General features: G+C 69.2%; 20 protein-coding genes. 12 read left to right on the top strand and 8 right to left on the bottom strand.

Features of this window, described 5'->3' with window-relative positions:
* On the bottom strand, positions 1-1,227 hold the full coding sequence (locus INT51_RS08505; protein ID WP_193104869.1) for a molybdopterin molybdotransferase MoeA: 1,227 nt from the start codon (positions 1,225-1,227) through the stop codon (positions 1-3).
* Positions 1,228-1,336: 109 nt separating this feature from the next.
* Between INT51_RS08505 and INT51_RS08510 the strand changes: the two genes are divergently transcribed.
* From INT51_RS08510 to INT51_RS08540, 7 genes are all read left to right on the top strand, one after another.
* Positions 1,337-2,323: an NADP-dependent oxidoreductase gene (locus INT51_RS08510; RefSeq protein ID WP_193104870.1), complete on the top strand. Its 987-nt coding sequence runs from the start codon at positions 1,337-1,339 to the stop codon at positions 2,321-2,323.
* Positions 2,324-2,404: 81 nt separating this feature from the next.
* Complete coding sequence (locus INT51_RS08515; RefSeq protein WP_193104871.1) at positions 2,405-3,679, top strand: class I SAM-dependent methyltransferase; 1,275 nt, start codon at positions 2,405-2,407, stop codon at positions 3,677-3,679.
* Positions 3,676-4,506 carry a DUF4129 domain-containing protein gene (locus INT51_RS22655; RefSeq protein ID WP_193104872.1) on the top strand — a complete coding sequence of 277 codons (831 nt, stop codon included), beginning with the start codon at positions 3,676-3,678 and terminating at the stop codon, positions 4,504-4,506. Before INT51_RS08515 ends, INT51_RS22655 begins: the two co-directional genes overlap by 4 nt.
* A complete protein-coding gene (locus tag INT51_RS08525; RefSeq protein WP_193104873.1) occupies positions 4,503-5,009 on the top strand; it encodes a hypothetical protein in 507 nt (168 codons plus the stop codon). The genes INT51_RS22655 and INT51_RS08525 overlap by 4 nt, the downstream gene beginning before the upstream one ends.
* On the top strand, positions 5,006-6,010 hold the full coding sequence (locus tag INT51_RS08530; protein ID WP_193104874.1) for a MoxR family ATPase: 1,005 nt from the start codon (positions 5,006-5,008) through the stop codon (positions 6,008-6,010). Before INT51_RS08525 ends, INT51_RS08530 begins: the two co-directional genes overlap by 4 nt.
* A gap of 26 nt (positions 6,011-6,036) precedes the next feature.
* Positions 6,037-7,344, top strand: coding sequence for a DUF58 domain-containing protein (locus INT51_RS08535; protein ID WP_304502124.1), 1,308 nt, complete (start codon positions 6,037-6,039; stop codon positions 7,342-7,344).
* The gene (locus tag INT51_RS08540) at positions 7,344-7,892 is read left to right on the top strand and encodes a hypothetical protein (protein ID WP_193104876.1); all 549 of its coding nucleotides are present in this window, start codon (positions 7,344-7,346) and stop codon (positions 7,890-7,892) included. Before INT51_RS08535 ends, INT51_RS08540 begins: the two co-directional genes overlap by 1 nt.
* Before the next feature lie 61 nt (positions 7,893-7,953).
* Here INT51_RS08540 and INT51_RS08545 read toward each other — a convergent pair whose 3' ends face one another.
* From INT51_RS08545 to INT51_RS08560, 4 genes are all read right to left on the bottom strand, one after another.
* Positions 7,954-9,513 carry a sulfatase gene (locus INT51_RS08545; protein WP_193104877.1) on the bottom strand — a complete coding sequence of 520 codons (1,560 nt, stop codon included), beginning with the start codon at positions 9,511-9,513 and terminating at the stop codon, positions 7,954-7,956.
* 105 nt (positions 9,514-9,618) lie between these two features.
* Positions 9,619-11,367 carry a DUF222 domain-containing protein gene (locus INT51_RS08550; protein ID WP_193104878.1) on the bottom strand — a complete coding sequence of 583 codons (1,749 nt, stop codon included), beginning with the start codon at positions 11,365-11,367 and terminating at the stop codon, positions 9,619-9,621.
* Between the two features lie 346 nt (positions 11,368-11,713).
* Positions 11,714-12,721, bottom strand: coding sequence for a PKD domain-containing protein (locus INT51_RS22180; protein WP_226832128.1), 1,008 nt, complete (start codon positions 12,719-12,721; stop codon positions 11,714-11,716).
* 64 nt (positions 12,722-12,785) lie between these two features.
* Positions 12,786-13,436 (bottom strand): DUF6318 family protein, encoded by a 651-nt coding sequence (locus INT51_RS08560; RefSeq protein WP_193104879.1) that lies wholly within the window; start codon positions 13,434-13,436, stop codon positions 12,786-12,788.
* A 216-nt stretch (positions 13,437-13,652) separates the two neighbouring features.
* On the opposite strand from INT51_RS08560, the gene msrA reads away from it, so the two are divergent.
* Positions 13,653-14,345, top strand: coding sequence for a peptide-methionine (S)-S-oxide reductase MsrA (gene msrA / locus INT51_RS08565; protein ID WP_193104994.1), 693 nt, complete (start codon positions 13,653-13,655; stop codon positions 14,343-14,345).
* A gap of 23 nt (positions 14,346-14,368) precedes the next feature.
* Here the strand turns inward: msrA and INT51_RS08570 are convergent, their stop codons facing one another.
* The 3 genes from INT51_RS08570 to INT51_RS08580 all read right to left on the bottom strand — a co-directional run bounded on the left by INT51_RS08570 (position 14,369) and on the right by INT51_RS08580 (position 16,809).
* Positions 14,369-14,896, bottom strand: coding sequence for an arsenic metallochaperone ArsD family protein (locus INT51_RS08570; RefSeq protein WP_193104880.1), 528 nt, complete (start codon positions 14,894-14,896; stop codon positions 14,369-14,371).
* Between the two features lie 79 nt (positions 14,897-14,975).
* On the bottom strand, positions 14,976-16,010 hold the full coding sequence (locus INT51_RS08575; RefSeq protein ID WP_193104881.1) for an aminoglycoside phosphotransferase family protein: 1,035 nt from the start codon (positions 16,008-16,010) through the stop codon (positions 14,976-14,978).
* Positions 16,011-16,086: 76 nt separating this feature from the next.
* Complete coding sequence (locus INT51_RS08580) at positions 16,087-16,809, bottom strand: FadR/GntR family transcriptional regulator (protein ID WP_193104882.1); 723 nt, start codon at positions 16,807-16,809, stop codon at positions 16,087-16,089.
* 283 nt (positions 16,810-17,092) lie between these two features.
* Here INT51_RS08580 and INT51_RS08585 point away from each other — a divergent pair, with 283 nt between their 5' ends.
* From INT51_RS08585 to INT51_RS08600, 4 genes are all read left to right on the top strand, one after another.
* Positions 17,093-18,727 (top strand): ABC transporter substrate-binding protein, encoded by a 1,635-nt coding sequence (locus tag INT51_RS08585; protein ID WP_304502125.1) that lies wholly within the window; start codon positions 17,093-17,095, stop codon positions 18,725-18,727.
* 128 nt (positions 18,728-18,855) lie between these two features.
* Positions 18,856-19,821, top strand: a complete 966-nt coding sequence (locus INT51_RS08590; protein ID WP_193104884.1) for an ABC transporter permease — start codon at positions 18,856-18,858, stop codon at positions 19,819-19,821.
* A 1-nt stretch (position 19,822) separates the two neighbouring features.
* Complete coding sequence (locus INT51_RS08595) at positions 19,823-21,841, top strand: dipeptide/oligopeptide/nickel ABC transporter permease/ATP-binding protein (RefSeq protein ID WP_193104885.1); 2,019 nt, start codon at positions 19,823-19,825, stop codon at positions 21,839-21,841.
* Positions 21,838-22,650 (top strand): ABC transporter ATP-binding protein, encoded by an 813-nt coding sequence (locus INT51_RS08600; protein ID WP_193104886.1) that lies wholly within the window; start codon positions 21,838-21,840, stop codon positions 22,648-22,650. Before INT51_RS08595 ends, INT51_RS08600 begins: the two co-directional genes overlap by 4 nt.
* The last annotated feature ends 38 nt before the right edge of the window (positions 22,651-22,688 follow it).

The raw sequence follows: 22,688 nt of genomic DNA on the forward strand, positions 1-22,688 counted from the left end.
TCAGAGGGGAATGATCAGCGTCGTCTCCTCGTTCAGCGGGCCGGATCCGCCGCGCCGCTGATCGCCTCCACGCAGCACGATCGCGTCGGCCCGCCCATAGGGCGCGAGCCGTCTGCCGGGGAGCAGATCCACTCGCTCCCGTCCGGTCCCGTCCCGACCCAGACGGCCGGGCAGCGCGCGCACGCCGTCCGGCCGGCGGCGCCCCGCCTCCGCACCGTCGTCCCCGAGCAGTACGCGACGAGGCTCGGCAGATGCCCCCGGCAGCAGCGGTCGCACGAAGAGGTGATAGCCCACGAGCGCCCCCACCGGGGTCCCGGGAAGATGGATCATCGGCGTGCCATCGGCCAGGTGCCCGTACCCCTGAGGGCCGCCGGGCCGCAGCAAGAGGTGTTCGAAACGGGAGGTGCCGGCGCCGCGCTCGCCGAGCAGAGTCTTGACCACGTCGAAGGCTCCGTGCCCGATCCCGCCGGTGGTGATCACCAGATCGACGTCGACCGCCGCCACCTCGAGACCGCTGCGCAGCTGCTCGTGCTCATCGCCGCTGTGGACCGCGTGAGCCTCGGCGCCATCGGCGGCGAGGGCGGCGCTCAGCATCGCGCCGTTGGACTCGCGCACGGTGCCGGGCTCCGCGGCCTCCCCGGTGAGCTCGTCCCCGGTCACCACCACCCCGACGCGCAGCGGCCGCAGGACCGGGAAGGTCGCCAGGCCGAGGGTGCGGGCCAAGCCGATCAGACCGCCTCCGACCCGGTCCCCTGGGCGGGCGAGCACGTCACCGCGCGCGACCTCTTCGCCCGGCCCGCGGACGTGACGCTGCGCCGGGGGCAGAGCCGCAAGCATGAGGGTCACGATCCCCGGCGCCGAGCCGAACGGGTCGGCGTCGGTGGCCTCGACCTCGATCACGACGTCGGCTCCGGCAGGAACCGGGGCGCCGGTCATGATGCGTGCCGCCGTGCCGGGCTCGAGCGCCGCGATCTCGCCCGGGCGTGCGGCGATGTCGATGCTCACCGGGAGCGCGGTCGAGCCCGTGGCGAGGTCCTCGCGTCGCACCGCGAAGCCGTCCATCGCGGCGGTCGGCACAGCGGGGATCTCCTCCGGGCTGCTCACCGGTGCGCCGAGCACCCTGCCCAGGGCGTCGCCCACCGGGACGTCGACAACGCCGCGCGGCAGATCGATCTCACGGCGCAGGAGGTCACGCCACTGCCAGGGCTCGAGGCCTGCGGCGGTCATGGTCCTCCTGAGGGGTCCGGGCGGGTGGGGCGACCACTCTCCATGATCCCCCATCCACAGCCCAGCGGGCTCCCACCCATCGGTCGGTCCGGGGGTGCATGATGGGTCCATGCGCGAGATCCGTTTCGACCGCTTCGGCGGCCCCGAGGTCCTGACCCTGCACTCCGATGCCCCGAGCCCGCAACCGGCGCCCGACGAGGTATTGGTCCGGGTCGCCTACGTGGGATTGAACCCTCTGGACTACAAGGTCCGCGACGGCTCGTCGGGGATGTCCAAGGACCTGCAGCTCCCTGCCGGCACCGGCCGCGAGATGGCCGGCACCGTGATCAGCGCGGGCTCCGGCCTGGACGACGCGGAGCTCGGCTCCCGCGGCCTGAACCCCGGCACCCGCGTGTTCGGCATGCGCGCACCGGGCGACGTGCGCGGCATGGCCGCCGAGGTCATCGCGATCGGAGCCGACGAGCTCGCCCCGATCCCCGACGAGATCCAGGACGAAGACCTCCCGCGCTGGGCCGGCCTGGCCCTGGTCGGCCTCACCGCGATCGCCACCATCGAGGACACCGCCCGGATCGAACCCGGCCAGACGGTTCTCGTGCACGGCGGCAGCGGCGGCGTGGGCCAGCTGCTGATCCCGATGGCCCTCGAGGCGGGCGCCGCCCAGGTCTGGGCCACCGGCCGCGCCGCCAACGCTGAGCGCATCCGCGACCTGGGAGCCATCCCGATCGCCTACGACGCCGAGGACTGGCAGGCGGAGATTCATCGCCAGACCGATGGCCGCGGCGTCGACGTCGTCCTGGACACCCACTACCACTCCACGTTCCTGCCCAGCCTCGATCACGTCACCGAGGGCGGGCTCCTGGTCACCCTGCCGACCCTCGCGGACCTCACCCCGGCCCATGAGCGCGGTGTCGACGCGAAGGTGCCCCGCATCAAGCCCGGCCGGGACCGTCTGGACCGGCTGGTGCAGGGGATCCGCGCGGGCCGCTACCCGCTGGAGGTCTCCCAGGTGCTGCCGCTCGCCGAGATCGCGCAGGCTCACCGCCTGCTCGAGGACGGCCACACCCGTGGCAAGCTCGTGCTCGACGCCCGAGCCTGAGCCCGACCTCCCGACTCCCTCGCTGCGCCACCCCTCGAACGGGTGACGCCGGACACATGTCCACCAGGTAGCCTGGCCCGCATGGTTTCGCCTTCCCCCGACGACTCTGATGCAGCCGTTCGCGCTCTCGAGCCGGTCCTGCAGAGCTCCGGGTGGGCGCTGCTGAACTCCCTGCCGCCCTATCAGGAGAAGGACGCGCTGCGTCAGGGCGCGCAACTGCGCCAGGCGGGCCACCCTCCGGAGCTGGTCGCCGCCGTGATGACCCAATCGCGGCTGCGCACGAAGGCCATCGACAAGTTCGGCGAGTTCGCCGCCTCGATGCTGTTCACCCCGCACGGCCTCGAGCAGGCGACCCGGTTGCCGGTCGCAGCGATGCACGCCGAACGGTTCCAGCGCGCCGGCGTCACCTCGGTCGCGGACCTCGGCTGCGGCATCGGCGGCGATGCCATGGCCCTGGCAGGGCTGGGCCTGGAGGTGCGGGCCGTGGACCGCGATCCCCTGGCGGTCGCCGTCGCCACCATGAACCTGCGGCCCTTCCCCTCGGCCCGGGCCAGACTCGGTGAGGCGGAGGGCCACGATCCCGCCGAGACCGACGGAATCTGGCTGGATCCCGCCCGTCGAGCTCCCACCCGCGGCGGCACCCGCCGGCTGCACGATCCCGAGGAGTACGAGCCGCCGCTGTCCACGGTCATCGAGCTCGCCCGTCGGCTCGGCACCGACGGTGACGTCGGCCCCCTCGGCGCGAAGCTCGGGCCCGGCATCGACCGCTCGGCGCTGCCGGCCGACGTCGAGACCCAGTGGCTCTCGTTCCACGGCCAGGTCCTCGAAGCCACAGCGTGGTTCGGGCCGCTCGCGCGCGCCGGCGTCGCCTCCTCGGCGGTGCTCATCGACCGCGCCGGTGCGCACCGCCTGGATCATGGGCCCGAGGCCCCCGGCGACCCCGAGCCCGGCACGCTCGGCGATCACCTCTACGAGCCGGACGGCGCCGTGATCCGTGCGAACCTCATCGGGCGTCTCGCCGAGGATCTGGGCGCCCATACGATCGACCCGACCATCGCGTACCTGACCGGCGACCGTCACGTGCGGACGCCCTTCGCCCGCGGCTACTCCGTGCGCGATGTGATGCCCTTCGGTCTCAAGCGCTTGACCGCCTACCTGCGCGAGCACCGCCTCGGCGTGCTCGAGATCAAGAAGCGCGGCACCGCGGTGGAGCCCGATGACCTGCGCCGCAAACTGCGCCCGCGGCGCTTCGGCGACGAGTCCGCCACGCTGATCCTGACCCGCATCGCCGGGGAGCAGTCCATCATCATCGCCTCCCCGCATGGCGCAGCGGCAGCGCCCGAGGCGGCGCCGTGAGCTCCCTCGACCCCCGATCCGCCCACACTGCACGCGACCCCGACACCGAATCCGCCAGCGGTGACGACGCCAGCGCCGGTGCCACCACCGCTGCGGTCACCGACGCTGGAACCGCCGGCCGTGGCGCCGACATGCACCGACGCCTGGTCGCCCTGCTCCTTCTGATCGCGGCCCTCGGCGGCCTCGGTCTGGCCACTCTCGGGGCCGGCGCCGAGCGTGGCCCCGGCCCCACCTTCGTCGGGCAGACCGGCCGTGAGTTCGACCCCCCGGAGCAACAGCAGCAGGACTACGAACCACCCGAGTGGCCGACGGAGAACATGCCCGCCCAACCGCCGGAATCCACCGGCACGAACTCGGGGCTCACCGCCACCTTGATCGTGATCGGCGTGCTCCTGGCCGTCGTGGCCCTCTGGGTGCTGTACCGGATGCGGAAGCTCGCCCGGCCGGCGCCCGGGGTCGCCGCGGCGGCCGATGAGGACGAGCTCACGCCCGCCCAGGCCCGCGCCGCTCTCGACGACGCCCGCTCCCACCTGTCGACCGTCGTCGACGCCCACGACGCGGTGATCGCCGCCTGGCTCGCCCTGGAGCGGGCGATCGGCGAAACCGGCGTGCGCCGTCAGCCCTCCCAGACCACCCTCGAGTTCGTCGTCGCGGTGCTCGGGGCCCTGGATCTGGACAGGGCCTCCCTGGACCGCCTCGCCCACCTGTATCGGCGGGCACTGTTCGACGCCGAGCCGCTCGGCGAAGGGGATCGCGACGAAGCGATCACCCTGCTGGACCGACTGACCGACCATCTCGGGGCCCCTCCGGCAGGCGGCCCCGAGTGATCCGGAACCTGCTTCCCCTGCTCTGGCGCCTCGCCATCAGCGTCGTAGCGGCCCTGGTCGTGGTCGGCGTCTGCGCACTGTTCAAGCTGCTGATCCCCATCCCGGTCCCGATCGCCCTGGGGCTGAGCATCGGCGCGATCTGGTGGATCATCCATGTCGGAGCCGCTCGGGCGGACCAGCTCGACGCCCCGCAGCTCGACCGCGACGCCGATTACGCCCTCCCACATGCCCAGGACATGCGCGTGCGGCGGCTCGAGGATCTCATCCATGGCGCCCAGCCCAGCCGCCGCATGACCTCTCGCGGCCTGGCCCGCACCCTCGGTGATGTCGCCGACGAACGCTCCCGCGACCCCGACGCACCACCGCTCAGCCCGGGCCTCACCCACTTGATCGCGCAGTCCCGCCACGCCGACGCGGAGAGCCATCCCGTCGCCCCGATCGACCGCCGTGCCCTGCACCGCTACCTACGAGAACTCGCCGTCGGCGAGGAGAGGGACCGATGAACCAACCCACCCCCATGTCACCTGCCGAGGCGACCGCCGCCGCGAAGTCCGTCCTGGACGCCGTCGAGACCGCGGTGGTCGGCAAGCGCGAATCCCTCGAGCTGGTGCTCACCGGCATCCTCGCCGGCGGCCACGTGCTGCTCGAGGACCTCCCCGGACTCGGCAAGACCCTCGCCGCGCGCTCCTTCGCCCAGGCGCTCGGGCTGCCCTTCACCCGCGCCCAGTTCACCCCGGACCTGCTGCCGGCGGACCTCACCGGCGCCGAAGTGTTCGACCAGCGCACCGGCGAGTTCGTGTTCCGGCCAGGACCCGTGTTCACCGGGCTGCTGCTGGCCGACGAGATCAACCGCACGCCCCCGAAGACCCAGTCGGCGCTGCTCGAGGCGATGCAGGAGCGGCAGGTCTCCGTCGAGGGAACCACCCGCAAGCTGCCCCAGCCGTTCCATGTGCTGGCCACCGCGAACCCCATCGAGCACGAGGGAACCTACCCCTTGCCGGAGGCGCAGCTGGACCGTTTCCTGCTCCGGCTGTCCTTCGGGTATCCCACCGCCGCGCAGGAATGGGAGGTCGTCTCCCGCCGCATCGACCGGCGCCGCGAGGAGCAGATCGTGCCCGAGATGCTCGATGCCGAAGGCCTGCTCGCCGTGCAGGACGCCGTGGAGAACGTGCACGTCGAGGACTCGGTGGGGCACTACGCGGTCGAGCTGGTCGCCGCGACCCGCAGCCATCAGCATGCCCTGGTGGGGGCCTCGCCGCGCGGCACCCTCGCGCTGATCACCTGCGCCCGTGCGCTCGCGGTGATCCGGGGGCGCACCTACGTCGTCCCCGAGGACGTCAAAGCACTCGCACATCCCGCGCTCGATCACCGCGTGACCGTGAAGCCGGAGCTGTGGCTGCAGAACGCCACCGGTGCCGGCGTCGTCGAATCCGTGCTGGACCAGGTCCCGGTGCCGGCAGCCGTCGAGCCCGCCCCGCGAGTCCCGTCGGGCGCTTCGGCGTGACCTCCCACCCTCCGCAGCCTCCGCCGGTGCGGACCGGGCCGTCGGCCGCCCTGGTGCGCGCCGCGGTGATCGGCTGCGCCGCGGTGGGTCTCGCGGTGCTGGTGGGCCGGCCCGTGCTGATCCTCGCCGGGCTGCCCCTCCTGGCCTGGGCATTGGTCGCCCTCGCGCGGCGGCTGGCCCGCGGCGAGGAGCACGGCGTCGCTGCGCCGCATGCCCGGACCACCCGGCGCACGATCGAAGAGGGTGGGACAGCCGCCGTCACGCTCACGACTGCGCCGGGTGTGCTCACCGCGGCGACGATCCCGATGCGGGCCCACGCGCTGTTCGGCCCGCGGCACGGCTCCGCCGCCGGTGACGGGTCGCTGCGCCTGCGAGTGACCGCGCAGAGATGGGGTCGCATTCGCATCGGCCCGATGCACGTGCTGGTCACCGACTCGCTCGGTGCCTTCCGAAGCCAGCAGCAGCTGCCCGCCTTGGATATCCAGGTCATGCCGTCCTCGACCGTTCTGGATGCCCCGGTCGAAGTGCCGACGCCGATCGGGGTCAGCGGCGTGCACCTGTCTCGCCGGCGCGGCGACGGCACGGCGCTGTCGGAGGTACGGGAGTTTCGCCCTGGGGACCGCTTGCATCGGATCAACTGGCGCGTCACCAATCGCACCGGGAAGCTGCACACCAACGCGACCTTCACCGAGCAGGACACGGAGGTCCTCATCGTGACGGACACGATCTCCGATATCTCTCCCGCCCCGTGGTCGAGCGACGAGGCCCCCACCAGCCTGGACATGACGATCCGGGCGACCTCCGCAGTGGCGCGCCACTACCTGACCGCCGGCGACCGGGTCTCCCTGTTCGACATCGGGCACCTCATCGGCCCGGTCCGCGCCGGCACCGGGCCCCGCCAGCTGCGCGTTCTCACCGACGCGCTGGCGCGAGCCGGCAGACAGGACGGCCGCACCCGCACTGCGCGACGCCTGCGCACGGTCCGTCCCGGCACCCTCACCGTGGTCTGCACCCCGCTGCTGCACGCGGAGGCGATCGGGCAGATCGGCGTGCTGGTGGCACACGGGGCCGACGTCATCGTCGTGGACACGTTGCCGCCGAGCATCGGAGACGTCTCGGTGCTGCGCGGCAAGGCGATGCGTATCGACTCCAAGATCTCGGACAGGTTCTGGCCGGAGGCGTGGGCCCTTCGCCGCTTGCTGCGCGAGACAACGGTGCGAGAACTGCGCGAGGCCGGAGTCCCCGTCACGGCGTGGGACGGCCCGTCCTCCCTCGCACCGGTGCTGTTGTCGTTGTCGGCCGCACGCTCCGCGCCACGGATGAGGAGGTCCTGATGCGCTTGGGAGGCCTCGTCGATCCGATCGCGAGCAGGTTGCTGGACCTGCAGAGCGTCAGTGGCACGCAGTGGGTGCTGCGCCTGACCGGCATCGCCGCGATGGTTCTGGCCCTGCTCACGACCCTGCCCGCCGGCTTGTTCTCGAACGTCGGGGCCGGCATCGTCTCCCTGGCCGTCGCGCTGGCACTGATCGTGCAGTTCCTGCGCCCGGACAGCGACCTCGGTCTCTTGGCACCGGCAGCGATCATCATCGCCCTGGCCGGCCAGGGCGACCTGACGATGCTCCGTGCAACCGGCGTCGGGTTCGCGCTGCTGCTGTCCCATGCGGCGTTCGCCCTCGCGGCGACGATCCCGGTCCACGGAGTGTTCGAACGTTCGGCGTGGCTGCTGGGTGGTCGCGGACTGCTGCTGGTGCTCGCGGTGAGCGTCGTGGGAAGTCTCGTCGTCGCGGCCCTGTCGGGCATCCAGTTCGGATCATGGATGCTGGTTCTCGGCGTCCTCGCGGTGATCGCCCTGTTCGCGACCGTGCTGCCCCGCACCCGGTGAGGTCCGGCAGCCAACTCATCCCACCGGTCGGCGCAGCCTGGGCCTCAGGTGCTCCCGCCGGTCACCCCCACGTCGGGCGCGGCGTCTCCGGGCCTTCGTAGGGCCGGTCCCCCACCTGTGCCTGGAGCTGGCCGAGGCGCTGCTCGAGGTCGGCTCGGACCGTGGCGTACGCCGGATCATCGGCGATGTTCGTCAGCTCCGCCGGGTCGGTGACCAGGTCGTACATCTCCCACTCCGCCTCACGGAGCGCGTCGGACGAACCGGGCGCCCCCATGCCATCGCCGTAGTAGTGGATCAACTTGTGGGTGCTGGTGCGGATCCCGTAGTGCGCGGGAGCATTGTGCGAGGGGTCCTCGTGCTCCCAATAGCGGTAGTACATGGCATCCGGCCAGTCTGCGAGGGCCTCGTCGTCGGCCGTGCCATCGAGCAGCGGGAGCAAGCTGCGGCCCTGCTGGTCGGGCAGTGTTTCGGTCGGGTCCGCACCGCAGGCGTCGAGCACGGTCGCGGCGAGGTCGACGTTGGTGGCGAGCTCGTCGATCACGGTGCCGGCCGGGATGGCAACCGGCCACCGGACCATCATCGGCATCTGCAGGGACTGGTCGAACATCAACCGCTTGTCGAACCAGCCGTGGTCGCCGAGGAAGAACCCCTGGTCGGAGGTATAGATGACGATCGTGTTCTCAGAGAGCCCATGTGCCTCGAGATCGGCGAGCACCCGACCGGTGGAATCGTCGATGGCCTGGATGGTCTGCAGGTAGTCGCGCATGTACAGCTGATAATTGCGCCGGGCGCGCGCCTCACGGTTCTCCTCGCCGGCCAGCTCCGGCGGCAGCGGCTGCTTGAGATCATTCTCGGTGAGGTCGTCGGCGACGCTCATGCGGACGTCGCGGACCGCCCGGCTCATGGTCGAGTGGTCGGCGAAGAGCGTGTCGGGTTCGTGGATCGATCCAAGTGGGTAGAGATCCGCGTGACGGGGGTGCGGGATCCAGTTCCGGTGCGGTGCCTTGTGGTGAAGGAGCAGGCAGAAGGGCGCGTCGGGGTCCTCGCCCTGCGCGCGGTGGAGCCAGTCGAGGGCGAGGTCGGTGACGGTGTCGGTCGCGTAGCCGGGGACGACGTCGTCCACCCGCTCACCGGCTGCATCGACGCCGTACATGACGGGGTCGTTGTACTCGCCCTGGCCGCGGTAGATCCTCCACTCGTCGAAGCCTTGGGGATCGTTGTGCGCCTCGTGACCGAGGTGCCATTTGCCGAACAGGGCGGTGCGGTAGCCGCAGTCTTGAAGTACCTGCGGGAAGGTGCGCACGCGATAGTCGAAGCCGGAGTAGATCGTGGCGGCGCCGTTCACGTGCGAGTAGGTGCCCGAGAGGATCGTTGCGCGGCTCGGGGTGCAGATCGAGTTCGTGCAGTACAGCGAGTCGAGCCGTGCGCCCTGGGCCGCGATCCGGTCCAGGTTCGGGGTGCTGTTGACCCTGCCCGAGTACGCGCTGATCGCGTGCGCCGCGTGATCGTCGGTCAGGATGAAGACGACGTTGGGACGGGCCTTCGGAGGCTCGTCTGCTGTCCCTGCCGCACCGGCTCGTGGTCGGGGCGGTTGGACGGCATTCTGATCGTGAGGCGTCATCGTCGGCTCCATGGGCTCATTCTCGCACCGGACCTCCCGGCACGCCCTCTCTCGACGCGCCCCGTGATCTCGTTGGTGCTGGCACGCTGCCGTGGCGCAGCGCCTTCACCCGGCGCGCGGCTCCGCGTCACTGTCGTCTCGGTCCTGGTCGGCTCGGTTGGCGCCGGTGGAGCCGGTGATCTCGGGTGTGTCGATGGGTGGTGAAGTGGGGTCGCCGGTGCCCATCACCTCGGCCTGCACGTCCGGGTCCTCACCTTCCGGTGGTTTCTGTTCTGCCCCTTCCGCAGGTTCTCGTAGCGAGGGTGCGGTGGAGCTGTAGTGGTGCCCGGTCGGAGTGATGATGGTCAGCGTGCTCGGCTCTCCTTCGGCGGCCGGCTCGTTCGAGGTCTCCCAGCCGGGGATCTCCTTGACCAGGTTGAAGCGCTGGCAATGCCCGATGCCGTTGTCGGGCGTCGTCTTGCCGCCGTCGGCGTACCTCGTGGCGTGGTCGACATCGTGGATCGCCGAATCGCACCATGGTGTGCGGCAACGCTGGTCGCGAAGCAGGATGAAGTGTCGAACTGTGCCTCGAAAGAGTCGCCGGCGGGGGTCAGCGCCGGTGAGCTCCCCGGTGTGTGGATCGGTGTACAAGCGGCGTATCCATCGCGTGGCGTCGATGAGCACTTTGCGCGTCGGCCTCGAGTCTGCAACCGCCGGCCCACCGTGGGCTTCGCGCTCTAGCGACGGATCCTGCGGGGATTGCGACATGGGCCGGTCATCGGTTCTGGGCTCGGGCTCGGCTTCGGGCCCGGACTCTGGTTCCGGCCCGAATTGGGACTCGTCGCCCACGTCTCCCGATGTCGAATCGGTGGGCTCCAGCTCGTTCTCTCCGGGCGACTCTGACGCTTTTTCCGACTCTTGGCTCAGGCCCGGAACTACCGAGGACTTCCCCTCAGCTGCGGCGCTGCGCTGCCCAGTCTCAGGCCTCGTCGCGACTCCGAGGGCGACATCGCGGGCGATCCGCCCGGGAATCGGGTGCCCCTCCATCCACGCGGTCCTGTCCTCATCGTTGAGCAAGGTCGTGTCCGTCATGAGCAGATTGATCTCTACCGGTATCTCATCGACGGTTGCGGCTCCCGTCACGCGTTCGACCAGGGTGTCTGCCATGATCTGGCCCTTGCCTCGCCGGTCCCCGGAGCTCTTCGCAGATTTCGACTCGATCGTCAGTGCTTTGAAGGCGGCGACGCCCTCTTTCGCGGGAAGTACCGCGCGGAATATCGACATCCCGTCCGGTGCAGGCCGGAGCGATACTCGCCGCTGCGACACGGCTCGTTGCGCTCTCTTCACGGCCGCTTCCGGGTCGAGCTCCTGCGCTCTCGCACGGGTGACATGCCCCGACTTCGAGGCCGTCATGGCGGGGAGTTCGAGCTCGAGCTCCCGATCGATCTGATCCCGGTCCTCGTCATCGAGGATGAGGACATTCTTGGCCACCTCGTGCGCAGCCCACTCACTGATCTCGCCTCGTTGAAGGAGCTGCGTGGTGCGCGGCAGAGTTTCGACGAGAACACGGTGCAGCGTCAACTGGTCGGACCCCTGTTTCGGCGTGATCCGCCGGGCGAGTGCGATTTGATCAGCAACACCACGGCCAAGGAGCGCCCGCGGTACATCTTGACGACGCTGCCGCTCGACCTGCGAGTCTCGGAAGGCGATCTCGGTGCGAGCTTGGACTGCACTGATCGTCCCCTTGCTCCGCTCGAGTGTCCTGACCACGTCGATGAGCTGGGCATCTGAGGCAGCCACCGGGCCCTCGACGCACGGCGCTCGCTCGAGGAGGCTCGCGAGCTCCTCTGTCCAGTCCTGCAGCGCCGAGCTCATGATCGCCTCCTTGCGAGGTCCCCGGACGAGGCAGCTTCTCTCCCTCGATTCTCCGTTCGCTTCAATCGCTCAAGCATCACTCGTCGCGCGGGCGCCGACAACCCCTACCAGAAAATGGGGAGAAAGTTGTGGAAAAGGGTGCTGTGTGGAGGAAAGAACTGGAGAAGTCCACATTCGTGCACCGACTGTGGATACCTTCACGATGAGGTGGGGCCCGCATTCCTCTCACCGGTTACGCGCCGGTTTCCTCCGCACGACGATTCGCCCGCCAGACCCTGCAGGCATGGCAAACGCCCAACACCTTGGTGGCGTTGGGCGCTGGCTGCACGGTCGTCAGGAGAGAGTCTCAGATCTCGCGGTGCGTGGCCTCCGGATCTATTGGCCCTTCTGTCTCAGGTGTGCGCTCGGGGATCCACGGGTCTCCTTGTTCGTCGACAGGAACATCCCCGTCGACCAGACGCGACTCCAGCGACTTCGAGTAGATGGGGATCGGCTCCGACGCCACCTCGATCGTACCGTCAATGTCCTGCCACGGGCCGCCGTTCACGGCGAACTGGCCACTGAACGTAGTGGTCAGAGTGACGTCGTACCAGCCCTCACCTGCGTAGGTCCCAGAGACCTCTTCCGACGGATACGCCTCCCCTGGGCTCTTCGTTGTGATCTCGTTACCGTCGCCCAGATCCCAGTGATAGGAGACCGGGACAGCACGAACCGAAACCGGCACCGTGAGAACCTCGGTCTCGAGGGTCTGCGAATCCGCATCAGCGTGCAGCACGTTCACCATACTGACCGGCAACCATCCATCCTCAGGACCAGCGCTGGCCACTAGGGGTGCGACCGGCATCGATTGGAAGTCGCTCACGGTGATCGTGATGACCACAGGCGCAGAACCTTCCTGGGATGCCGCTCCACGCTCCAAGCAATTAAACCCTAAGAGATCCTCTTCGTCGTTTACGGTATCTATCCGGACAGTTTCCGTGGGCACGTACCCTTCCCCCTCCGGGGCCAATATGTCGGATAAGGTGCAAGCCATATTCCCAACCCCGCAGGCCAATTCTCGAAACCTGTTTGAGTCTGGCGGCAGGTCTGAGCATTCGAATTTACTGTTTACGCCGAGCTCTCTTGAAGTGACATATTCATCGGGACGACCACCAGTACTGGCGCCCGACCTCCCGTTCGACGAATTCTTCGAATTCCCGTAACCCACAATGTCTTCGATGTCAGACAGGCCGATTCCCACCTCGTTATCCTCGACAGTGGGTGTAACGGCAGAATCGGGCGCGGCCTTCGAAGTCGACTCGGAGATCGACTCTCCGTCAGCATTGGCGGTCATTGGCAAAAGTGCCGCGACCATGCAAACTAAGATCGCGAGACTCCGAACCCAAGCGTGACTCCTATCAAATCGCCACTGCGCCCCTTCACCCATTTCCGGACTCCCCAAACGTCATCCCGCTAACTATCCAAGCATCTCCATCCCATTCAACACCCACGGCCGCCGTATAGTCTACATTTCCGACTTTACGTAGTTCTTCGCCATCCACGGTCGGTTCGGAGTGCGCGCCAACCGTGAATACATAACCAACCTCGTAGTCGAAGCTATCTGAAGATAGATGCGTTATACCAAAATCCGTAATCTCAACTTCACTCCAAGACAGACCATTGGACTGCCCTTCGATTCGCTCAACAAAATCAACACATGCCGCACATTCCTCTGTATGCAAATTTCGAAGGGGAGCCGAATCTCCTGTCTGGTACCCCCAGTACACGTTTGCAAAGTAGAACCGCACCGCCTGCTCCGCCCCCTCAGGCGTGTTCTCGTCCATCCCCGGGAAGTCCGCAGGGTCCGGCGCCGGGATGTCGGGCGCGGCCTCAACCGGGTCCCCCTCGGCCCCACCGCCGTCACTGGAGGGGGCCTCATCGCCGCCTCCGTCGCTGGCGCCGCCGTCGTCGCTGCCGATGCCGACCTCAGGGGGTGGCTCGGTCACGGTGCCGTCGCCGCCATCACCGCATGCGGCAAGACCGAAGGTCAGGGCGGCCGCGGCCACGGCGGCCAGGAGTCGTCGGGACATGCGAGAACCTTCCGGATGTGCAACAGATCACCGCGACCTTACCGGGGGCTCCTCGGCCCCACCAGCATTCCGCCGAAGTTGTGGACGACCGACGTCGGGGAGGATGCATCCTGCGTCGCTGTCAGTGCTCGCCTCACGTATTCCCCATCTGCGCTCCTCGTGAGAAGCGTCCCTGCGGCCTGCCGAAGGCCATCCGCGAGGACTACGGTGACCTTCATGTGGCAGATGATGGATCTCCTGTACGGGCACAAGAAGGACATGGTCGCACCGGAGGACGCCCTCCCCGGTCGGGACCAGTACCCCTATCCCCTCGCGCGCGAGCACCTGGTGCTGGGCACCGACATGCTCGGCCCGGACTCCCCCATCGATCCGCGCCCCTGGCCGACGGACACCGAGGAGATCATCCTTGCCGGCGGCTGCTTCTGGGGTATCGAGCGCATCGCCTGGCAGATCCCAGGAGTGCACACCACGTCCTCCGGGTACGCCGGCGGCTACACGCCTCACCCCACCTACGAAGAAGTCTTCTCCGCGAAGACCGGCCATACAGAAGCCGTCCGTGTCATCTACTCCGGTGGCGACGAGACTCTACGGGCGCTGCTCACGCAGTTCTGGCAGCAGCACGATCCGACCACCGCGAACCGCCAGGGCAATGACGTCGGCACCGAGTACCGCAGCGCCGTGTACTGGACTTCCACAGCGCAGGGCATGGTCGTTCAGGAGTCCGTCACGCGCTATCAGCAGGCGCTGGACCAGGCCGGCCGCGGCAGCATCACCACGGAGCTGAAGCCCCTGGCCGAGGCCGGGAACGGCATCTACTACACGGCCGAGCCGGAACAGCAGCAGTTCCTGGAGAAGAACCCCGGTGGCTACTGCAATCACGGGTTCAACGGGGTGGCCTGCTCGCTCTGACCGCCGTGCGATTGCCGTGAAGGTCAGCCGGTCGTCCCGCCGGATGCCGTGCGCGGCAGCCCCTCACCGATGTCCCCGCCCATGAGGTTCCGGCGCTCGCCGATCTCGGGCCCCCTGGCCGGGAGCGCTGGAGCGGGCGCTGCGCCCATGAGCTGCGCGGCGAATCCGCCGGCCTCGCGTGGCAGCGGGGCACCACCGGGACCGCAGGCGGAAGCCGCTGCCGAGCGACGCTCCCGGGCCTCCACGCCGGCCCGGGCGAAGCGCGTCATCTGCTCCGTGGTCGGGTAGGCCGCGCTGACCACGATGTCCAGACCCAGCAGAGTCACCGGCAGCGCACCATCCCCCGCGGATTCGAGCAGCGCCCGCACGGGTTCGCACTCCTCGAAAGCCCAGGCATCCTCGTCCCGCAGGTAGACGGTGATCGGATGGCCGTCCAGTGCCAGCGCGGCAGCGTCGTCGAGGAAGGCTTCCTGCGTCTCGGCATCCGGTGGCGGAGAGGGCAGGAAGATGTCCAGTCCCGCCAGCTGTCCGAGGTCATCCGCGTCGTTCATGACCACCACGGTAGCGCCCTGTCCGACCCACGGGGCGCGAGGCCCACCCCACGCCTGGACGGGGCGGGGTCAGGGCCGGTCAGCGCAGTACTCGCCGCGCCGTCCGCAGCCACGCCTCGCCCTCCTCGGTGTAGCCGAGCCGGCTCAGGTAGACCCCACTCGTCACGCGTTCGAGATGCGCCCAGGCCAGGGTCCGCTCCGCATCGAGCCCGACGCGCCCGGCCAGACGCTCGGCGAGCGCGGCGTGCCAGCGTCTGCCGGATCCCGGCCCGTCGGTGCGGTCGAGAGCCTCGATGACCTGCTGGTGATCACGCAGCGCCACTCCGAGGTCGTACTCGGGCTCGCAGAGGAAGCCGTCGGGGTCGATGAGCACGTGCGAATCGCCTCGCTGCAGGACGTTCGCGGGATGCGGGTCACCGTGGACCACCACCTGATGCGGCGAGGGTGACTCGATGAGGTCGAGCGCCAGCGTCCGGGCCCGGGCGAGCACGTCGGCATGAGTGTCAGCGCAAATATCGGCAGGATTGTGGGCCTGCAGCGGCGAGTCGAGTCCGTCCGCCGCGAGGGCACTGTCGATGATCGCGAGGAGGGAGCGCGCCTTGTGCTGCGGGGTGAAGGGAATGCCGACGGCGAGCGGGACCTCCCAAGCCTTCAGCAGCAGGTCGCCGAGAACATCGGTCTGCGCGACGGGATCGGGGACGGTCTGCGGGAGTATCGGACCGAGCCGCTCGAGAAGCAGCGCGTCGTGCCGCGGGTCGTAGGCGAGCAGGCGGACGTAGCCGTGCCCGTCCGCCGCGTCCAGGATCCGAGCCTGCTGCGCCACGTCGGCGCCCCCGCCACCGAACTTCACGACGACACCACGGCCTGCTTGCGCGTCACCCTCCGGGCTTTCTCGCCCCTCTGGTCGGTCCTGCGGGCCGGCGGGTCCCGGCCGACGCTCCGCCTCGAGCACGGGCAGTCCGGCGCCGGCCAGATGCACCTGCCGCAGCTCCAGACCCCAGTGCGTCAGCACTCCGCGCAGACGCTCGGGAAAGGCGGCGACGAGATCGTGCGCCCACGGCTGCGCGGCCCAAGGCCGGGCGTGCAGGAGGGCGACGACCTGCTCCGGGGTCACGGCAGCACCCGCGGGGACGGGGAGGCGAGCTCGGATACCGGCCGCACCTCCTGGGTGTCGTCCGGCGACTGCCAGGTCATCTCGCCGATACCGACGCGGCCGCGCGACCGGCCGCGTCGAGGGTGCGACCCAGCGGCCGATAGTGCTCGTGCACAGCCTCGCGATACGCCTCGGCGTCTCCGGCTTCCAGAGCCGTGAGCATCGCCTGGTGCGCATTGACGGTGTCCAGGATGTCCTCGGACGCAGGGATGTCCAGCAGCGGCACGGCGGTGGTGTGGATCTCCCAGAAGGCCTGCGCGAGCTGGCGCAGCAGGTTGTTGGGCAGCTTCGAGAACAGGGCGCCGTGGAAGGCGGCGTCGGCCTCCGGGAATGGTTGGCCCGTGCGAGCGAGCGAGCGCATCTCGCCCACCAGGGTCTCCAGTTCGGGGTTCACGGTGTCGCGATAGATGTCCACGAGCTGATCCGCGACGGAGAGGTCGATCGCGATGCGCAGCTCCACGACCTCCCGCAGGGCCCGCAGGTCGTTGTCGTCGTCGAGTCGCGCTCGGAACAGCAGCCCGTTCACGAGCGGCGCGAGCGAGAGCTGGCCGACGAAGGTCCCGTGCCCGTGGCGCACCTCGACGATGTCCAACGAGGCGAGCGTGCGCATGGCCTCCCGGACCGAGGAACGGGAGATCTCGAGGCGCTCGCACAGCGCGGTCTCGGTGGGCATCGGATCGCCCGGCACCAGGGCCTCGGCCAGGATCAGCTCCTGGATCCGTTCGACGGCGCCGTTCCCGGCCCGTTTGGTGTGCACCATGTCGTCCCCTCCCCGGCGTACTGCCACGCTCTGTGACGTCCGCCCCATCATGCCGTGACTCGTCCCGTCGGCCTCGGATCGGCCCGACGGGTCACCACCTGGTCTCGATCTTCACTGCGGCAGTGGCGGTCACGGCTCAGGTCCTGTACTCTCCCGAGTCATCAGACATCATACGTCTGATCTTCGCGAGGTGGCGGATATCCCGTCGAGTCGCGAGGACGGGTTCCCCACGACCCTGACGCCACGGGCGTCGGGACCACCCACTGAAGGGATGGCATCAACGGTGATCACCACCTCCATCGATCGGTTCGGCCGACGCAGCTTCCTCCGCGGCTCCGCCGCCCTCGCCGGCGCTGCCGGCCTCGTCGCAGGCATCGGTGCCTGTGCTCCTCGCGACTCCGAAGCGGGCACCGGGTCCGACTCCGGCGGCGCCCCCGCCGGTGAGGCGAACCCGGACGGCCACCTCACCGCCGCCATCAGCTATGAGCTCGGCACCAACGGCTACGACCCGATGACGACGTCGGCCGCCCTGACCGTCGCGGTCAACTGGCACACCCTCGAGGGCCTGACCGAGCTGCATCCCGTGACCCGTGAGGTCTACGCGGCGCTGGCCACCGAGGTCCCCTCCGCCGACAGCACCTCCGTGGACGTCGCCCTGCGCGAGGGCGCGGTCTTCCACGACGGCACGCCGGTGACGACCGACGACGTGGTGTTCTCCTTCGAGCGCGTGATGGACCCCGCGAACGCCTCGCTCTACGCGCAGTTCATCCCGTTCATCGACTCGGTCACCGCGAAGGATGACACCACCGTCACCTTCACCCTGACCGCTCCCACCGGCGTGTTCGCCGACCGGCTGTCCACCGTGAAGATCGTGCCGAAGGCCGCCGTCGAGGCCGACGCCAAGGCGTTCGACTCGGACCCGATCGGGACCGGTCCCTGGAAGATGACGGACAACGGAGCCGCGTCCAAGGTCGTCGAGTTCGAACGATTCGACGACTACACCGGCGATATGCCCGCGAAGGGCGCCACCATGAGCTGGCAGATCATCCCCGACGCCGCGACGCGCACCAACGCCCTCCAGTCCGGCACCGTGCAGTCGATCGACTCCGTCCCCTACCTGTCGATCGACCAGCTCAAGGGGTCCGGCCAGGTCGAGTCCGTCGGCGGTTTCGGCCTGCTGTTCGCGATGTTCAACAACGCGGAGTCCAATCCGTTCCACGACCTCAAGAACCGGCAGGCCTTCCTCTACGCGATCGACATGGACAAGGTCATCGAGACCGGTCTGAGCGGCCAGGCGGAACCCGCCAGCTGCTTCGTGCAGACGGACCACCCGAACCACAAGGAGGCCTCGACGGTCTACTCCCTGGACGCGGACAAGGCGAAGTCCCTGTTCGCCGAGACCGGGCTGACCTCCTTCCGGATGCTGGTCACCGACCACGGCTGGGTCCAGCAGGTCACCCCGATCATCCAGGAGTCCCTCACCGCGCTCGGCATCGAGGTGACTTTCGAGCAGAAGCAGTCCGCCGACGTCTACAACACGATCGATTCGGACCCGGACTCCTACGACGTGGTCATCGCTCCCGGCGACCCCTCGGTGTTCGGCAACGACCCCGACCTGCTGATGCGCTGGTGGTACGGCGGCGACGTCTGGACCGACACCCGCATGCACTGGAAGGGTCAGGACTCCTACACGGAGGTCCAGGACCTGCTCACCCAGGGCCTGGAGACCGCTGACGCGGCCGAGCAGGAGACCGTCTGGGGCCAGCTGTTCGACCTGTTGTCGAACGAGGTCCCGCTGTATCCACTGTTCCACCGCAAGGCCCCCACGGCCTGGGCCCCCACCACGCTGGTGGACTTCAAGCCGATCTCGCTGACCGGGCTGAGCTTCATCGACGTCGCGTCCACGCAGACGGCCTGACCTCCGCGAGGCGGGACGGCGCCGCTCCGTCCTGCCTCGCGCTCGGCCCGCCGAGACCCGACGGCCGTCCTGCGTCGGCCCCGCCGTACCTACTGTCCTGACCCACAGCTCGACCCACGGAGGACCTCGTGTCCCAACTCGTCCGACTCATCGGGCGGCGCCTGATCGCGCTGCCGCTGATGATCCTCGGCGTCACCCTGATGGTGTTCGTCATCATGTCGTTCTCGCCCTCGGACCCCGCGCGCCTCGCGCTCGGCGAGTCCGCCTCGCCGGAGGCCCTCGACCTCTACCGCGAGAACAACGGCCTGAACGACCCGATCTGGCTGCGCTACTTCACCTTCCTGGCCGGCCTGGTGCGCGGAGACCTGGGCACCAGCAGTGGCAACGTCCCCGTCACCGACGTGGTCGCCCGCGCCTTCCCGATCACCCTGCAGCTGACCTTCCTGGGGCTCGCGATCGCGATCGTGATCGCTGCGATCCTCGGCGTGCTGGCCGCCCTGTTCCGTGACCGGTGGGTGGACCAGGCGATCCGCGTGTTCACCGTCGCGTCCCTGGCGACCCCGTCGTTCTGGCTCGCGATCCTGATGATCCAGTGGCTCGGGGAGATCCCCGGCGGCTGGGGCATCTTCCCCGCCCTGGTGACCCGCTGGGTCGGACTCTTCGACGACCCCGGCACCTACCTGCGCAACATCGCGCTGCCGGCCCTGGCCCTGGCCATCCCCGTGGCCGGCTCCCTCACCCGCGTGGTCCGCACCGCCATGGTCGAGGAACTCGACCGCGACTACGTGCGCACCGCCGTGGGAGCCGGTGTCCCCTACTCGATCGTCATCAGCCGCAACGTGCTGCGCAACGCCCTGATCACCCCGATCACGGTGCTCGGCCTGCGCGTCGGCTACCTCATGGGCGGCGCCGTGATCATCGAGATCATCTTCAACATCCAGGCCATGGGCCAGCTCATCCTCGACGGCGTCACCCGCAACGACGTGTTCCTGGTGCAGGGCGTGACCCTCGTGGTCGCGATCGCCTTCATCGTGGTCAACATCGCCGTGGACGTCCTGTACGTCGTCGTCAATCCCCGCATCAGGAGCGTCTGACATGCGACCGAAGCTCGGATCCCGCCTCCAGTCCGTCAGCGGCAGCCCGCTGGCCTCCTTCACCTCCCTGCCCTTGCCCAGTCGCTTCGCGGTCGTGTTCCTGGCGCTGCTCGCCCTGATCGCGATCTTCGCGCCGCTGACGAGCTCGTACAGCCCCCTCGCCAGCGGCACCCCCGTGCTGCCGCCGAGCGCGGAGCACTGGATGGGCACGGACGCCATCGGCCGGGACATCTTCTCGCGCGTCTCCCATGGCGCCCGGTCCTCGCTGCTGATCGGCCTGGCGGCGACCGCCGGCGCCCTGGTCGCCGCCACCGTGCTGGGCTCCTTCGCCGCGACCGCCGCGAAGATGCCCTCGGAGATCCTGATGCGAGTGCTCGACGTGATCATGTCGTTCCCGGGCATCGCCCTGGCCGCCGTGTTCGTCGCCGTGTTCGGCACCTCGCTGCCGGTGCTGATCTTCGCCATCGGCTTCCTCTACGTGCCGCAGCTGGCGCGGGTGGTGCGCGCCAATGTGCTCTCCCAGTTCGGTGAGGACTATGTCGCGGCCTCCCAGGTCATGGGCGCCTCCACCTCGTGGATCCTGCTCAAGCATGTCGCACGCAACTGCATCGCGCCGATCATGGTGTTCGCGACCGTGCTGGTGGCCGACGCGATCGTCCTGGAGGCGTCGCTGTCCTTCATCAACGCCGGGGTGCAGCCACCGGCCCCGTCGTGGGGCAACATCCTCGCCGATGGCAAGCAGCTGCTGCTGGCCGGTTACTGGTGGCCGACGTTCTTCCCCGGCCTCGCGATCCTGCTGACCGTGCTCGGCCTGAACATCCTCTCCGAGGGGCTCACCGACGCCATGGCCAGCCCGCGCATCAAGGCGACGGTCGACGTCGCAGCTGCCGAAGCAGCAGAGTCCGCCGAGCCCCATGAGTCGAATCAGTCCGTCGAGTCCCACGAGGCGCTCGGCGCGACCGACCGGGCGACCGCGCAGCGTCTGCTGCTGGATTCCCTGGCCTCCCTGCGCGCGGCCGAGCGGTCGCGCCCGGCCCGGCCCGTGGCTGACAGTTCCGTGCCCCCGCTGCTGGACGTCCAGGATCTGCGCGTCTCGTTCCCGGAGGCGCACGGCGAGGTCGACATCCTCGACGGCGTCTCCTTCCAGGTCCGGCCCGGCGAGACCATGGGCCTGGTCGGGGAATCCGGATCCGGCAAGTCGGTCGCGAGCCTCGCGATCATGGGGCTGCTGCCGCGCACCGCGCGCGTCAGCGGCACGGTGATGCTGGGTGGGACCGACCTGCTGTCCGTGTCGCAGAAGCAGATGAATGCCCTGCGCGGGCACGAGATCGCCATGATCTACCAGGACGCGCTGAGCTCTCTGAACCCCTCGATGCTGATCCGCTCGCAGCTCGCACAGCTGACCAGCCGCGGCGGCACCCGCAACGCTCGGGACCTGCTGGAGCTGGTGGGCCTGGACCCCGAGCGCACCCTGGCCGCCTACCCGCACGAGCTCTCCGGTGGCCAGCGACAGCGCGTGCTGATCGCGATGGCGCTGACCCGCGATCCGACGCTGGTGATCGCCGACGAGCCCACCACCGCGCTCGATGTCACGGTGCAGAAGCAGGTCGTCGAGCTGCTGAACTCCCTGCGCGAGGAGCTCGGTTTCGCGATGGTGTTCGTCAGCCACGACCTCGCCCTGGTCGCCCAGCTCGCCCACCGCGTGACCGTCATGTACGCGGGCCAGGTGATCGAGCAGGGCATCCAGCACGAGATGCTCATGGACCCGCGCCACGAGTACACCCGTGGGCTGCTGGGATCGGTGCTGTCGATCGAGGCCGGTGCCGAACGGCTCCACCAGGTCCCCGGCATCGTCCCCTCCCCGCGCGACTTCGCCCTCGGCGACCGCTTCGCCCCGCGCTCGCTGGATCCGTCGGCCGATCCCGCCCGCCGCCCGAAGCTGCTGGAGATCGGCGAGTCCGGTCACCGCGTGGCCAGCACCGGCGCCGTTCCCGCGCCTCTCGAAGGAGACCTGCGATGACCGAGACGACACGTTCGACCACGGACGCAGTACCCACGATCGAGCTGCAGGACGTGCACGTGGTGCACAAGCTGCGCACCGGCAGCCTGCTGCACCCCGACACGATCCGCGCCGTCGACGGGGTCAGCGTGTCGGTGCGCCGCGGCGAGGTGCTCGGCATCGTCGGCGAATCCGGGTCCGGAAAGTCGACCCTGGCCCGAGTGATGACCGGCCTGCAACCGGTGACCAGCGGGAGCGTGCTCTTCGACGGTCGCCCCTTCAGCCGCTCCCGGGCACGCCGCCGAGAGCTCGGTCGCACCGTCTCGGTGGTCTTCCAGGACCCGGCGACCGCCCTGAACCCGCGCCTGGCGGTGCGGGAGACGCTCCTGGATCCGCTGCGGGTGCACGGCATCGGCACGGAACGGGACCGGATCGCCCGGGTCAAGGAGCTCCTGCACCTGGTGGGCCTGCCGCAATCGGCGCTGGAGGTGCTGCCTCGGCAGATCTCCGGTGGTCAGCGTCAACGCGTGGCGATCGCCCGAGCCCTGGCGCTCGAGCCTCAGATCATCGTCGCCGACGAGCCCACCAGCGCCCTGGACGTCTCGGTGCGCGCCCAGGTGCTGAACCTGCTCATGGACCTCAAGCGCGAGCTGGGCCTGGGCCTGGTGTTCATCTCCCACGACATCAGCACGGTCCGCTTCGTCTCCGACTCGATCATCGTCATGAACCACGGGAAGGTGATCGAGCACGACACCGCCGCGCGGATCTTCACCGATGCCCAGGACGAGTACACCCGCACCCTCCTCGCCGCCGCCCCCTCGCTGCTCTGACGGCCCGACCCCACACCCTGCTCGAACCACTCAGCACT

Origin of the sequence: Brachybacterium sp. FME24 (assembly GCF_014897705.1) — a bacterium.
Lineage (GTDB): Bacteria > Actinomycetota > Actinomycetes > Actinomycetales > Dermabacteraceae > Brachybacterium.

Bases quoted from the DNA above. Each gene is read 5' to 3' on its own strand.
- INT51_RS08595 (WP_193104885.1), top strand. From the start codon at position 19,823: ATGCGACCGAAGCTCGGATCCCGCCTCCAGTCCGTCAGCGGCAGCCCG.
- INT51_RS08515 (WP_193104871.1), top strand. From the start codon at position 2,405: ATGGTTTCGCCTTCCCCCGACGACTCTGATGCAGCCGTTCGCGCTCTC.
- INT51_RS08580 (WP_193104882.1), bottom strand. From the start codon at position 16,809: ATGGTGCACACCAAACGGGCCGGGAACGGCGCCGTCGAACGGATCCAG.
- INT51_RS08505 (WP_193104869.1), bottom strand. From the start codon at position 1,227: ATGACCGCCGCAGGCCTCGAGCCCTGGCAGTGGCGTGACCTCCTGCGC.
- INT51_RS08545 (WP_193104877.1), bottom strand. From the start codon at position 9,513: ATGACGCCTCACGATCAGAATGCCGTCCAACCGCCCCGACCACGAGCC.
- INT51_RS08540 (WP_193104876.1), top strand. From the start codon at position 7,344: ATGCGCTTGGGAGGCCTCGTCGATCCGATCGCGAGCAGGTTGCTGGAC.
- INT51_RS08600 (WP_193104886.1), top strand. From the start codon at position 21,838: ATGACCGAGACGACACGTTCGACCACGGACGCAGTACCCACGATCGAG.
- INT51_RS22180 (WP_226832128.1), bottom strand. From the start codon at position 12,721: ATGGTCGCGGCACTTTTGCCAATGACCGCCAATGCTGACGGAGAGTCG.
- INT51_RS08530 (WP_193104874.1), top strand. From the start codon at position 5,006: ATGAACCAACCCACCCCCATGTCACCTGCCGAGGCGACCGCCGCCGCG.
- INT51_RS08510 (WP_193104870.1), top strand. From the start codon at position 1,337: ATGCGCGAGATCCGTTTCGACCGCTTCGGCGGCCCCGAGGTCCTGACC.
- INT51_RS08570 (WP_193104880.1), bottom strand. From the start codon at position 14,896: ATGAACGACGCGGATGACCTCGGACAGCTGGCGGGACTGGACATCTTC.
- INT51_RS08560 (WP_193104879.1), bottom strand. From the start codon at position 13,436: ATGTCCCGACGACTCCTGGCCGCCGTGGCCGCGGCCGCCCTGACCTTC.
- INT51_RS08550 (WP_193104878.1), bottom strand. From the start codon at position 11,367: ATGAGCTCGGCGCTGCAGGACTGGACAGAGGAGCTCGCGAGCCTCCTC.
- msrA (WP_193104994.1), top strand. From the start codon at position 13,653: ATGTGGCAGATGATGGATCTCCTGTACGGGCACAAGAAGGACATGGTC.